The organism is Bacillus sp. V59.32b (genome assembly GCF_003429085.1).
In the GTDB taxonomy this organism is placed as follows: Bacteria; Bacillota; Bacilli; order Bacillales; family DSM-1321; genus Peribacillus.
The window spans coordinates 1-12769 of record NZ_QVTC01000092.1; the positions used below are offsets into that span (position 1 = coordinate 1).

Genomic DNA, 12769 nt, shown 5'->3' on the forward strand with positions numbered 1-12769 from the left:
GGCTTGCCAGTTCGTCCGCGGAAAGCGAGTAGATTCCATGACCATTTGAAAATCAACAATGGAATTAACAGAGCCAATTAAAAAAGTGAAAAACGAAGGCCATAATGCCAGAGTATACATCACTTACGGAACAGAGTGGTATTTGTACCTGGCCCATCGAATCGCTGAATATCCTCCCAATATCTACAGGGCTATTGCAGATGTTATTGAAACTTCTGAAGAGAAAGTGTCTGTTTATTAAATTGTTTTAGAATGAAAAAGAAAGCTGGGCTATTAAAGCCGAGCTTTTTCTATCTTTCTTTTAGATATTACCAAAAGCAAGTGGCTGAAATAATATCACCGATGTTCATTTGTCACTCGCTATACCATGTAAAGAGAATTTATTTCGGCTTGCCCGTTCTAGAGGGCTGTCATTTTTGTAATCACGATTAGGTCATTTATGTTGGCGTTTGGAATTTGCTGGGGTTCCGGTTTGTTAAGCATACTATCGATATTTTTCACCTCGGGTGGAAGGGGCTCGTTAACGGAATCCATCATGATAAATTTTCGTTTTGTCTGTTTGAACTCGGCTGCTTCATTATCCTCTTGATGACTGCAAGCCAGTATCGAAAGGCCTAAAATTGAAACGCATGTAATTAAGATTAACTTTTCCATCATTAACCTCCCTCGTTTAGTTCATCCTTATAAAGATTTAGCATATAGTGCTACCTGTTTGGCCTGGCTTCAGTCGATAGCTATTTAAAGAAAGTCAGACATTTTATCAACAATCTTATTACAAAGGCGAAACAAAATGAACAGATCCCCCGTTTAACAAGTATAGTAAAACTGCCAATCATCGGGAAAAAAGTGATGGCTAGTTTAAATGATGAAGGGGTCTGGAGGATCATGGGCAGTGAAGAGAACGGGAGAAGAAAGACAAGAGTAAAACGCAAGCGAAGGCGATTGAAAAAATCAGTTCGGCGCTTTCTTTTTGCTATTTTTATGATTGTATTGTGCCTTTTTTTCTACAATAACAATAAAAATGTTAAGACTGTCACCAATGGAGTTGGTACAAGGCAAACCGAGCTTGAGGGAAAGAAGAAAACTAAAACGGAAGAAGCATCCATTACAATAAGTGCAGCAGGTGATTTTACCCTCGGAACGGATGAGAATTTTGCTTATACAGATTCTTTCCCGGATGAGGCTTCGACAAATGGACTTCCTTATTTCGTGAAAGAACTGGGTGATATTTTCAAGGAGGATGACCTGTCGACCATTAATTTAGAAACCACACTGACGAATGCCACGCAAAGAGCGGAAAAGAGGTTCAGCTTTAAAGGAGACCCGTCCTATGCTGAAATTCTTGAAATTGCGGGCATTGAATCCGTAAATCTGGCAAATAATCATACCTTCGATTATCTGCAAAAAGGTTATGATGATACACTTGCTGCATTGCAGAACCATAAGATAGGCTTTTTCGGATATGAAACCCAGTATGTAACGGCAATTAAAGGAGTTAAACTAGGAGCCTTAGGGTATCAGGGCTGGGAAGATACGCCAGAGTTGCGCAGCATCATCGAAGAGGATATTGAAGAATTAAGAGAACAAGATGTAAGCATCATCCTTGTTCATTTTCATTGGGGCACAGAAAAAAGTTACGTGCCGAACGATACGCAGCAGTCATTGGCCCGCTTCGCGATCGACAGCGGGGCTGACCTTATCTTAGGGCATCATCCCCACGTCGTTCAGGTTATAGAAGAATACAACGATAAATTTATAGTGTATAGCCTTGGCAACTTTATGTTCGGCGGTCACAGCAATTCAAGTGACAAGGATACATTTGTGCTCCAGCAAACGTTCCAGTTGAAAAATGGTGAACTCTCCAATCGAAAAGAGATTAAAATTGTGCCGTTCTCTATTTCATCCGTTACCTCCAGAAATAACTATCAGCCGAAACGATTACACGGTTTTGAAGCCGAAAGAGTGAAGAAGAAAATCATTAATCTGTCCAATCAAATTAATGGATCGGACTGGATTGGATATGAAGCCAGTCAATAGTTGTTCCAGGCAGCCCCATTATAAATAAAGAAAACCGCCTGGAATTCTGGCGGTTTTTCATTTATTCAAACTCCATATATTCCAAAAATGGCGGCTCTTTTAAATGGTCGGTTTGTTCAAGGATCGTATAACAAAACTCACCGTAATCCAGTACATATATAGGAAAAACAATCGAAGCTTCGCCTTGAATGTCATAAATGACAATATGCTCTTTCTTAACGAGCCCAAAAAGCCCGCCTTTCATTGATTCAATCGTCACTTTTTTGATTTTGTGCAAAGGAATGGTTTTTGTTTCATTCGGTGTTGAAACAAAAAGCTGTTTTCCTTGTATTTTGACGTGGTGCTTTTGATGGTTCACTTCAAAATGGATTTCATTTTCATCTTTTTCTTTTTCTGTGTTACTGCGGTCAAAGAATCGTTGCTTATGTTCTTCAACTGTATAGGCGTTAAAAGGCTCTAACTCTGTGTATGTCTCGTCCCACATAAATATTGAATCTTCACCTTCTTCCAGATTAAAGGCGCCTACCCATGCCGCAAACTGGTCGTCGTTTGCTTCTACTTGCGCTAAGTAGTATCTGACCGGTTGTCCATAATTGTTTTCCGTTTCGAGCTGATCCATTAACTCTATTTTTTTTGCGTATATTTCTTGATCGTTTTCATAAAGCAAATGAAAAAATAAACGGCTCTTTGCAGCGTGAGTTTGTTTATCCATAATCGGATTAAGATGATCTTTCCGGATATCTAACAGATTGGAATGAAAAGTGCCAGCTGATTCAATATTAGTGGCACAATGCGTAAGGACATCTTTTGTCACCGGTAAGTCCCTTTGAATGCAGGAGATAGCCGCTCTTGCGTTCAAGGTTGGATCTTTATAAAACAAGGCATCTTTAAGAAATTGTTCCGTTTCATCTGAAAAATAATAAACAAATAAATCTAGTAATAAATCCAACCTTTCCCTTATCTCAAGATATTTGTCTTTCCATGAGCAGTAGACATGCTTTGGATTATAGTCAGATTCATATTCTTTATATTGCTTTAAGGCCACTTGATAATCTGCAACAAGGATAGGGAGAATTTCTTTTTGTTTAAACTGATAAAAAACATCCTGGGCATGCAGGTAGGAAAGTAGGTGATAGAAATCTATTTTGTAAGTCGTATTGTTGATATAGGTATAAAACTTCTCCATGACCCTTTTTGCAAGCATTGGTCTTTCCATTAATGAATCTACAGGGATGATTGCAGTGTTTACGTCTAGATTTCTTTCCAGGATTTCAAAGAATGCCGCGAAGCTTCGTTCTTCCTCGACTTCAAGTAAAAAATCCACGGCTCTTTGTTTTCCAAATAAGCTAAAATCAGCAAAGTTTTTCACGATGGCATCACTTAATTCAGGGCCGCGAAAATCAGAGACAAAGTCGATCAGGTAGAAGCTCGGTTCATCCCACTTGTCTACAGGCTTAGGAAAAGGGTTTGCAGCGGTTTCAATAACTTGGATAAGTACGTCTTTATCCAATCCGTTATGATTATTTTCTTTTAGCCCATTCAATTCATCCAATGCCTCATAACGGAGGTCAGGGTCTTCATTGACCACTCTTTTTAAAATACCTTTAACCTGGGATTCAATTGACATGATCATCTCACCTCGGGGAGTAGACTTTTAGATAATCTTATATGCCGTTCATATTAAATACAAATACTTTTTTCTGTTTAGATATGATAAAGATTTCTACATAAAAAGAGATATCGTTCGCAATAAAAAAATATCGCTATATTGAAAAAAAGAAAGTATAACCGATATATTTAATAGGTCATTTTTCCTATTTATTGTCATATAAGACCTATATCAGAGCAAGTATTATTATTCCAAGAAAATTGATTGACTTACAGCCTGATAGAGAACTGGAATCATTATTATATTGAAAGCATAGGTGCTGTCTATGGAGAAACTAAAAACACATCGTTGGCTGTATTTTACTATGATTTATGTATTGAGTTATTATACGTGGCTTTTTGTCTGGCGAGGAGACGAATCAGTAAGCATATGGGGTGGAAACCATTTTTCTTTATTAGCCCCGCTTATTGCTTCTGTGTGTTTAGCTTATAGTTATAAGAACGAATTAAATAAAACCAGGAAAAATTTTTGGCTTTTATTATCTGCGGCTTACTTTCATTACTTTATTGCAGAGGCTGTGTGGAATTATTATGAACTTATCTTAAAAGAGGATGTGCCTTTTCCTGGATGGGCAGATTTGTTTTATTTACTGTATCTTATTCTTTTTCTTATTGCTATTATGACAACATTACAAAAAAATAGAAACACTTTTAGTTTTATCCGTTTTTTATTTGATATTAGTATCATTATGTTTGCCGCATTTTCTTTATGTTGGCACTTTGCTATCTTGCCTATCGTATCGCAAGTGGATTCATCAGTCTTTTCATTGCTTGTTTCCGTCGCGAGTCCAATTGGCAATTTAATTCTTCTATTTGGCGCTATGAGTATTTATCTAAGCAACTCATTTTTTCACAAACGAGAGTTTTTTTATATTTTTTTCGGCCTTATTATTATGGTAGGCACTAATTCCATATATAGCTTTTTAACAACAAATCAACAATACTCATCAGGAAACTTAATCGACCCATTGTTTTCCATGGCCATTCTATTAGTAGGGTTTTCTGGGCAGAATGCATCAAGCCAAAAAAAGGAAGACCATATAAGTGGCAATACGTTAAATACAGTAAAACTACTATTACCGTATTTTAGTACCGTTTTACTGTTTATCGTTATGGTTATTCAAAATGAAGTCATGAACAGTCTGGTTACCGGATCTGCTCTAGTCATTCTATTAATCATAATAAGGCAGGTCGTAACCATTCGTGAAAATCATCATTTGCTCGATCAGTTAAGTGATCTGGCAGAAAAACTCGAGCAAAAGGTGGAAGTTAGAACAAGACAGCTGAACGGGACCAATCAGCGGCTGAATCAAGCGATTCAAGAGTTAACCCATGTCGCTTATCACGATGCGCTAACAGGTCTCTCCAATCGAAGGAAGTTTAAAGAGCAGCTAGAGGAATCAATCGTGGTGGCAAGAAAAGAAAAAAGGAAATTTGCTCTACTTTTGTTGGATCTGGACCGTTTTAAAACGATTAATGATACATTAGGACATGAGATGGGAGATCTGTTGCTTAAAGAGATAGGCTCCCGTCTGAGCGATTGCTTAGGGGAAAGAGGGATGGTTTTCCGATTAGGCGGGGACGAATTTACAGTCATCCTTCCTGATATTGAAAAAAATGATCCAGCAAAGCTGGCAGAAGAGATTCAGCAATGCATAAGCTCGCCTTTTCTTTTGGAAGGACATAAGCTTAGAACGGCAACGACCACCGGGATTTCCATTTTTCCTGATCATGGAGAAACGATTAAGGTGTTATTGAAAAAAGCCGATACCGCCATGTATAAAGCAAAAGAACTGGGGAAGGGGAGTTTTCAGTTTTATAAAGATGGAGACGATTCAATCAATTCCCTCAAAATCGTTTTGGAAAATGATCTTTATGAAGCTTTAGAAAGGAATGAGCTTGAGATTCATTACCAGCCACAAATGGATATGCTGGAGAAGAAAGTAATTGGTCTAGAAGCTTTGGTCCGCTGGAATCATCCGAAGCTAGGCAGGGTTTTTCCTATGGATTTCATACATCTCGCTGAAGAAACTGGTTTGATTGTTCCAATCGGTGAGTGGGTATTAAGAAATGCGTGCGAACAAGTTAAGGATTGGCAAGAGCAGCAGCCGGATCTGACTCTCAGTGTAAATATTTCCCCGCGTCAAATTTTTCGTGAGGATTTCGATCAAGAGATTATGGACATATTGGAAGAAACGCAGTTTAAACCTTCAAGCTTAAACCTGGAAATCACAGAAAACATATTTATGTATAGTGTGGAAAAAGTGAATGCAAAACTTGATCGATTAAAAGAAGCAGGAATCCAAATTTCCATTGATGATTTCGGCACAGGCTATTCTTCACTAAGTTACTTAACGAAATTACCGATTACAAGCCTTAAAATCGATAAGATGTTTATTAAAAATATGCTGACCAAAAATGAAGATTATGCGGTAGTGAAGGCGATTGTGAATATGGCTGAGACTTTGGGTCTTCAGGTAGTGGCCGAAGGGGTTGAATCAGAAGAGCAAATGGATCGTCTCATTCAACTTGGATGCTACATTTTACAAGGCTATTTGATTGGTAAACCTAGGCAAAGTCCGGATTTTACTTTTAATGCTATGGATTGACCATATAAGTTTTAAAGATGATAAAATAGTTGATGATTATACTATTTGTTAGTTAGAGGGGGCTTATTTTCATGTTAAACGCTAATGAACCAGAAACAATCGATAAACTCAAGAAGTCAGAAAAGCATTATTCAGACGAGAAATTTTGGGGTAAATTAAAGAGATTTGGAAAGAAAGCCGGTTCATCAGTGGTTTACGCCGTTTTACTTCTTTATTATACCTTGCAAAAACCGGAAGTCCCCGCAAAGGTAAAAGCGACAATTATCGGGGCATTAGGTTATTTCATTCTCCCGCTAGATTTAATTCCGGATCTTGCGCCAGGGATTGGATTCACCGACGATTTAGGCGCGTTGGGACTAGCACTCATCCAAGTGGCGATGTACATTGATGAGGATACGAAAGATAAAGCAAAAACGAAACTTGCAGAATGGTTTGGAACGGACGTAGACACATCTGAGATTGACGGGAAAATTATGTAGTGTAATGGTGATGCCAGGGTGTAATAAAACTCTGGCTTTTATATTTTTCTGAGAGAAGCTTCAATAGTTGAACTATTAATCGGTATCATATATTATTTTTTATAATCATTTATATGAACGAAATATATCAGGGGGAACAGATGCATGTCGGATTCAAAAGTACGTGTACAGGTTAATACTAATGAGTTTATTTGGGATAAAAACGAAGGCTTATTTACGTTTGACGGAGCACCTGCCCTGTTATTCTGGGATTCTGCGATTGAATTGTTTTTGAAAACGATTGAAGAAGTCTCAGGCAGTGACGTTTCCACTACGGTATTTGAAGCTACCGGTTTTCGTATGGGACATCTTGTTAGTACGTATTATACGGGTCGGTTCGACATTGAAGAAATCATTGAACAATATAAAGATATATATCGAAACGCCGGTTGGGGTAATGTCAAGATCGCATATTATTCTTTAGAAGAGAAAAAAGTGATCGTTCAGCTAAAAAATAGCTGGGAGCACCGAATTTTTAAATTAATGGATAAAGACCAGGCAGGCGTGCTTTTGCCAAGCCATTGGGCGGGGGTTTTCAGCGGGCTGTTTCAAGAAAACATGTGGTATAAAATAAATCAAAGCCAGTTAACGGGCCATGACTATGATGAAATTGAAATTTATGCATCATCAACCACGCCATCAAAAAACATTCATAATTTAACGAGACAAAAGGAACAAGAGCATATAAACGCTCTGGAGGCCAAGGTTGAACAAAGAACGGAAGAATTATCAGCACTTGTTAGAGACCTATCCTCACCTGTCATCCCGGTATTAAAGGATATTCTTGTCATTCCGCTCGTCGGTAAATTTAATGAAGAGCGTTTTGAAGAATTGATGCAAAAAGCTCTTTATGAATTCTCCGGACATCACGCTAAATATATGCTTTTCGATCTGACGGGAATTAACCACTTTGACGAATTCACCATACAGGGCTTACAAAAAACGATACAAGCAATCAGCTTAATCGGAGGAAACTCTATTCTTGTAGGCGTATCTCCATCTCTCAGCATGGCCATTACCAATTCGAATGTTGATATGAGCGGCATTACATTCTTTTCTACTTTGCAGCACGGTGTTCAATTCGCTCTCGAACAAAATGGTTTTGATATAATAGAAAGAAAATAACTGACGAAGAAGCGGAACATAATTAATAAAGCAGCATGGTCTTTATTATTGAACTCGATTTAACAACCGGGAAAAAGTCGTTCCTGGAGATTATCGCTCTCTATAAAAGGAAACATAAACATACCTTTCACTATTACCTCGTACAGTGAAATCTTGCCTGAGCATCCTATTTGGTTGCTCTTTTCTTTCCTTAAGGTGTCTAAAAAAACGTCTCTCCAATGGAAAGACGTTCGGTTTGATACAGGGAAATAAAAACATATTTAAAATAAAATATTAATAATCTTCGTTAGTCCAGCCTTTGCCATCACATGCTGGACAGGTATGTTCGCCGCTTCCACTGCAAGCATAGCAATCATCGTCTGCGGCTCTCCTGCCGACACCCCCGGTACAATCGCATTCTACCCTTCCTTTACCGCCGCAGTATCCACATTTTTCTTTTGCCATTATGAAAATCCCCCTTTTCTATTGTCCGTCTCGTTGTTTTTTTAAAGCTTTTTGTGCCGCATATCGCTTTTCAATCGGAATCTCTGCATTGTTGTATATTTCTTTTAAATCATTAGCTGATTTGTTTTGCAGATTATTATAATACATATCTATATTTCTGTTCGCGGTTCGTTTTTGTTTGTTTACCTCGATCTTTTTCTCTTTCATTTCTTTTTTTAAATATTTTCCTATTTTCCCGTCATTTGAAGTGTCATCAATCGATTTCAATACGGTAAAAAGGAAGTCTCCTAGAAATCCCACTCAATCCACCCCTTGCAAGTCTGTTCATTGAAGATAGTGCCTTTGGTAACTATGTATAATTATTTCCTGTATTGGTTCTATTTTACCATGAATTCTTATAGAGATATAGTATATTTGAACTATCGATTCAACCCTCTAGAAATCAATTTCAGTATCTAAAAGGGGAGCAGACACCATGGGTGACCAGGAAAAATGATTAGGGATTAATGAAAAATTCGAAAAAAAGATTCCTTCTTTATATTTCAAAATAAGCTGACAAAAGGAAGATTTCTTGGAATAACTTAAAACTTGGAGAAACTTACCGAAAATAAAAGTAAATCGTACATATCAGTTCCTTAAATAACTTTTGATAGGAGAAGATATAGAAGATGCGTTTAATAAACTTAGACAGCTGTCAACCCGGGGTTAAATTAGGTAAAACGATTTACAATGAAAATGGACAAATACTATTAACAAAAGGAATTGAACTAACAGACCATTTAATAGAAAGGTTAATACGATTAAACATCTTTACCATTTACATAGAGGATGAAGTATCAGAAGGAATAGAAATAATTGAGTCCATACCTGAAGAGTTGCGTTCAGAAGCTGTAAATGTGGTAACAGAAGGATTGCATACAATCGCTGAGTTAAATACATCAAATGTAAAGGGTATGATTAAAACAGGAAGGGCGATAAGAACTTTTCAAAAGATATTTAAAGATATCCTGACTTCTTTAACGGAAAATCGGCAAGCGCTAAATTTATTGGCCACGACAAAAGCTCAAGAAAATCATGTATATACCCACAGTGTAAACGTGGCCATATATGCTTGTCAGATGGGAATTGAGAATGGTTTCCCGTTAAAAAACATTGAAGAGCTAGGGTTGGGCGCAATGTTGCATGATGTCGGAAAACTGTTTATCGCACCGGAGATTTTAAATAAACCCGGGAAGTTAACGGAGAAAGAATACGAACATGTTAAATCGCATACTGATTTAGGGTTCGATATTCTTAGAAAGGTTCACGAAATCCCTTTACCTGTATCTCATTGTGCACTTCAACACCATGAAAAAATCGACGGATCCGGATATCCTAGAGGTTTAGAGGGAGACGAGATACATCGTTACGCAAAAATCCTAAGTATTTCAAATGTGTTTGATGCCGTTACAAGTCACCGGCCATATCGACGTGCCATCTTGCCGCATAAAGGCCTGGAGCTGCTATATGCTGGGAATGGGACTCAATTTGACAGCAGACAGCTTGAATTGTTTAAAGGTTGTATTGCGATATATCCTCAAGGTATGACCGTGAAATTAAATGATGGCAGGACTGGAATCGTAACTGAATATAGCTTCAATGCAGTTGGGCGGCCTAACATTAGAATTATTAGTGATGAAGAAGGCCAGCAAGTAAAACCATATGAAATTGATTTGTATGCTAAAGATCATTTAACAGTGGAGATTGTTGGAGCGGACACATTGCTATAATGAAATTTTTTCTGATTTCTAAAATTATTGTCCTGTAGGCTTATAAGCTGCCAATAATTAAAAAAACTCTTAGAACCATTAAGGCTCTAAGAGTTTTAAGTATGGAGCATAGCGGGATCGAACCGCTGACCTCCACGCTGCCAGCGTGGCGCTCTCCCAGCTGAGCTAATGCCCCGGATAAGTCACAAGATTTATTTTAGTCATTTTTAAGAAAAAGTCAATAAGCTTCTTTAAAAAATAAAAGAATCCGTTTGAAACTGCTCAAACGGATTCTTTTATTTTTACAGATTTTCTATTTCCACCTTAGCGATTTCAGCAAATTTGGATACGGCATAATAGACATCGGTCGTTTTGCGTTTTCCGTCTACTGTTATGCGCAGATGAACCGAATGCCGGTTTTCTTCAAGATCCTTGATCCGGATATTTTTCACTGAAATTTTCTCTTCATTGATTTTGGACATTACCTTTGCGATATCTTCCTTCTTGTGAATGATCAGCTTTAGCATAATTTCTTTTTGCCGTAATTGCTTGGGTCCGATTATTTTTAAGCTATACGGAATAAATTCAACGCTAAGCATTAACAGGATTACCCCGGCGATTGCTTCAATATAAAAACCAGCGCCAACCGCAATCCCAATTCCAGCTGCTCCCCAGATAATCGCCGCCGTCGTTAATCCGGAGATACTATTATTATCTCGGCGAAGAATAACCCCGGCTCCCAAGAAACCAATGCCTGACACAATTTGGGCAGCCAGACGTAAAGGATCCATCGTTATATTTACATCATCGCTCCCAGGAAACATATAAGCTGATTCAATTGAGACAATTGTCAATAAACAACTTACAATAGAAATAACTAATGTTGTTTTTAATCCGGCGGGTTTTCGTTTCATCTCCCGCTCGAGTCCGATAATTAGACCTAGAATAGCAGAAATGCCAAGCTTTAATAATATCTGAATTTCTAATTGAGGGTTAAATGCCCAATTCATATCCATAACAAACACCGTCCATCTCGCAATATTAATGACTTCTGCTGATTTTGCATTTTTTTTAATACCCTAAAAAGAAATGCTTAAATCCATAATCTTAAGCTACATTGTACAATACTTGTTGTACACTTATATATAGACTTTTATGGAATAGTGGGGAAGGATTGTTGTATGCAAGAGCCTAAATTTAATCCATATGCAGCGTTAGCAATAGGAGTCGCATCCGTTTCAGCTTCAGCCATTTTGGTTAAGGCTTCATCGGCACCATCAGGGGTCATCGCGTTCTATCGTTTATTATTTACCGTGCTGCTTATGCTGCCTTTTTTCTTATTAAAGAACTTTTCCGAATTAAAGATGCTCACTAAAAAAGATTTCTTTCTTTCTATTATAGCGGGTGTTTTCTTAGCATTTCATTTTATATTGTGGTTCGAATCGCTGAACTACACATCTGTAGCCAGTTCGACTGTTCTGGTTACGCTACAGCCATTATTTGCTTTTGTCGGGGCGTTTTTGTTTTTTAAAGAACGGTTTTCGGTCACGGTCATCATTAGCGGAATCATTGCTATTACGGGCAGTCTCATCATCAGTTGGGGAGATTTCCAAATCAGCGGGCTCGCGTTATGGGGAGATATTCTTGCCTTAACAGCATGTGCATTGATTACGGCTTACCTTTTATTTGGACAAGCAGTCAGGAAAAGAGTTTCATCGACGACGTACACCTTTGTTGTGTATGGAATCAGTACGATTACTTTATTTCTTTATGTTCTTGTATCGGGAGAATCTTTTGGTCCATACCCGACCATAGATTGGATTTATTTCATCCTGCTTGCCGTGTTCCCGAACCTTTTAGGACATTCCCTGTTTAACTGGTCGCTGAAATGGCTGAGCACAACAACGATTTCGATGGCAATTTTAATGGAGCCAGTGGGAGCTTCGATTTTAGCTTACTTTATATTGGATGAAAAAATCATTTGGACTCAAGCATTAGGCGGCTTTGTCGTCCTTGCCGGGTTAATGCTGTTCCTTAGGGATAAAAAGAAAACGGAAGCTGCGGAGAGTTCACTTTGATGTGGAGAAAGCAGTAAGCTGGGACTGGCCTACTGCTCCATTCGTGAAAGGATATAAGAAAAGCGCGGATACTGAATGCCATTAATCAAGAAACGGTTAGACCAATTTTGACACTTCTTCTTTATTCAATATTCTGCTTTTGAGGGAGTATGCTGAAAACCTGAAGTCGATTGCTTCACTTCTTAATTATTTTAAGCGATTTGCTAATTTATATGATGATAAATTTATATTTTAAAATGAGCAAAAAATATATTGCAAACATATTTTTTACGTGTTATATTATCTCTTGTCGCTAAGTAAGCGGCCTGCTAGTTTCGAAAAAACATCAAATAATTATTTCAAACAAGTTATTGACATAGCAAGCTAGAAATGCTATGATAATAAAGTCGCTTCTGAGAGAAACGACAACGAAATTGCTCTTTGAAAACTGAACAAAACAAAGCGCCAACGTTAATTTTAATAGTGAGCACACACTATAAAAGCAAATGAGCAAGTCAAACATTCTTCGGAGAGTTTGATCCTGGCTCAGGACGAACGCTGGC

General features: G+C 37.9%; 11 protein-coding genes, 1 tRNA gene and 1 pseudogene. 7 read left to right on the plus strand and 6 right to left on the minus strand.

Annotated elements, in window-relative coordinates; translation table 11 throughout:
• Positions 1–88: 88 nt before the first annotated feature.
• A pseudogene (locus D0463_RS17520) lies at positions 89–241 on the plus strand (proline dehydrogenase family protein); the annotation flags it as partial.
• Positions 242–399: 158 nt separating this feature from the next.
• Here the strand turns inward: D0463_RS17520 and D0463_RS17525 are convergent.
• Positions 400–654 carry a hypothetical protein gene (locus tag D0463_RS17525; RefSeq protein ID WP_117308659.1) on the minus strand — a complete coding sequence of 85 codons (255 nt, stop codon included), beginning with the start codon at positions 652–654 and terminating at the stop codon, positions 400–402.
• A 231-nt stretch (positions 655–885) separates the two neighbouring features.
• On the opposite strand from D0463_RS17525, the gene D0463_RS17530 reads away from it, so the two are divergent.
• Positions 886–2037 carry a CapA family protein gene (locus D0463_RS17530; protein ID WP_483295750.1) on the plus strand — a complete coding sequence of 384 codons (1152 nt, stop codon included), beginning with the start codon at positions 886–888 and terminating at the stop codon, positions 2035–2037.
• A gap of 61 nt (positions 2038–2098) precedes the next feature.
• Here the strand turns inward: D0463_RS17530 and D0463_RS17535 are convergent, their stop codons facing one another.
• Positions 2099–3664 (minus strand): hypothetical protein, encoded by a 1566-nt coding sequence (locus D0463_RS17535; RefSeq protein WP_117308660.1) that lies wholly within the window; start codon positions 3662–3664, stop codon positions 2099–2101.
• Positions 3665–4598: 934 nt separating this feature from the next.
• Here D0463_RS17535 and D0463_RS17540 point away from each other — a divergent pair.
• The 3 genes from D0463_RS17540 to D0463_RS17550 all read left to right on the plus strand — a co-directional run bounded on the left by D0463_RS17540 (position 4599) and on the right by D0463_RS17550 (position 7957).
• Positions 4599–6314, plus strand: a complete 1716-nt coding sequence (locus D0463_RS17540; protein ID WP_160118472.1) for a putative bifunctional diguanylate cyclase/phosphodiesterase — start codon at positions 4599–4601, stop codon at positions 6312–6314.
• A gap of 71 nt (positions 6315–6385) precedes the next feature.
• Entirely contained in the window at positions 6386–6793 is a 408-nt protein-coding gene (locus tag D0463_RS17545) for a YkvA family protein (RefSeq protein WP_117308662.1), read from the plus strand.
• A gap of 144 nt (positions 6794–6937) precedes the next feature.
• Complete coding sequence (locus D0463_RS17550) at positions 6938–7957, plus strand: STAS domain-containing protein (RefSeq protein WP_117308663.1); 1020 nt, start codon at positions 6938–6940, stop codon at positions 7955–7957.
• 273 nt (positions 7958–8230) lie between these two features.
• On the opposite strand, the gene D0463_RS19525 is transcribed toward D0463_RS17550, so the two are convergent.
• Together D0463_RS19525 and D0463_RS17555 are read right to left on the minus strand one after the other, a co-directional pair.
• Complete coding sequence (locus D0463_RS19525; RefSeq protein ID WP_160118473.1) at positions 8231–8401, minus strand: hypothetical protein; 171 nt, start codon at positions 8399–8401, stop codon at positions 8231–8233.
• Between the two features lie 18 nt (positions 8402–8419).
• Positions 8420–8701 carry a hypothetical protein gene (locus D0463_RS17555; RefSeq protein ID WP_117308664.1) on the minus strand — a complete coding sequence of 94 codons (282 nt, stop codon included), beginning with the start codon at positions 8699–8701 and terminating at the stop codon, positions 8420–8422.
• A 368-nt stretch (positions 8702–9069) separates the two neighbouring features.
• Between D0463_RS17555 and D0463_RS17560 the strand changes: the two genes are divergently transcribed.
• Positions 9070–10170, plus strand: a complete 1101-nt coding sequence (locus D0463_RS17560; RefSeq protein ID WP_117308665.1) for an HD-GYP domain-containing protein — start codon at positions 9070–9072, stop codon at positions 10168–10170.
• Positions 10171–10272: 102 nt separating this feature from the next.
• On the opposite strand, the gene D0463_RS17565 is transcribed toward D0463_RS17560, so the two are convergent.
• Positions 10273–10345, minus strand: a tRNA-Ala gene (locus D0463_RS17565).
• A gap of 106 nt (positions 10346–10451) precedes the next feature.
• Entirely contained in the window at positions 10452–11159 is a 708-nt protein-coding gene (locus D0463_RS17570; RefSeq protein ID WP_117308668.1) for an MgtC/SapB family protein, read from the minus strand.
• Between the two features lie 171 nt (positions 11160–11330).
• Between D0463_RS17570 and D0463_RS17575 the strand changes: the two genes are divergently transcribed.
• A complete protein-coding gene (locus D0463_RS17575) occupies positions 11331–12227 on the plus strand; it encodes a DMT family transporter (protein WP_117308666.1) in 897 nt (298 codons plus the stop codon).
• The last annotated feature ends 542 nt before the right edge of the window (positions 12228–12769 follow it).

Bases quoted from the DNA above. Each gene is read 5' to 3' on its own strand.
- D0463_RS17525 (WP_117308659.1), bottom strand. From the start codon at position 654: ATGGAAAAGTTAATCTTAATTACATGCGTTTCAATTTTAGGCCTTTCG.
- D0463_RS17530 (WP_483295750.1), top strand. From the start codon at position 886: ATGGGCAGTGAAGAGAACGGGAGAAGAAAGACAAGAGTAAAACGCAAG.
- D0463_RS17535 (WP_117308660.1), bottom strand. From the start codon at position 3,664: ATGTCAATTGAATCCCAGGTTAAAGGTATTTTAAAAAGAGTGGTCAAT.
- D0463_RS17540 (WP_160118472.1), top strand. From the start codon at position 4,599: ATGGTAGGCACTAATTCCATATATAGCTTTTTAACAACAAATCAACAA.
- D0463_RS17545 (WP_117308662.1), top strand. From the start codon at position 6,386: ATGTTAAACGCTAATGAACCAGAAACAATCGATAAACTCAAGAAGTCA.
- D0463_RS17550 (WP_117308663.1), top strand. From the start codon at position 6,938: ATGTCGGATTCAAAAGTACGTGTACAGGTTAATACTAATGAGTTTATT.
- D0463_RS19525 (WP_160118473.1), bottom strand. From the start codon at position 8,401: ATGGCAAAAGAAAAATGTGGATACTGCGGCGGTAAAGGAAGGGTAGAA.
- D0463_RS17560 (WP_117308665.1), top strand. From the start codon at position 9,070: ATGCGTTTAATAAACTTAGACAGCTGTCAACCCGGGGTTAAATTAGGT.
- D0463_RS17570 (WP_117308668.1), bottom strand. From the start codon at position 11,159: ATGAATTGGGCATTTAACCCTCAATTAGAAATTCAGATATTATTAAAG.
- D0463_RS17575 (WP_117308666.1), top strand. From the start codon at position 11,331: ATGCAAGAGCCTAAATTTAATCCATATGCAGCGTTAGCAATAGGAGTC.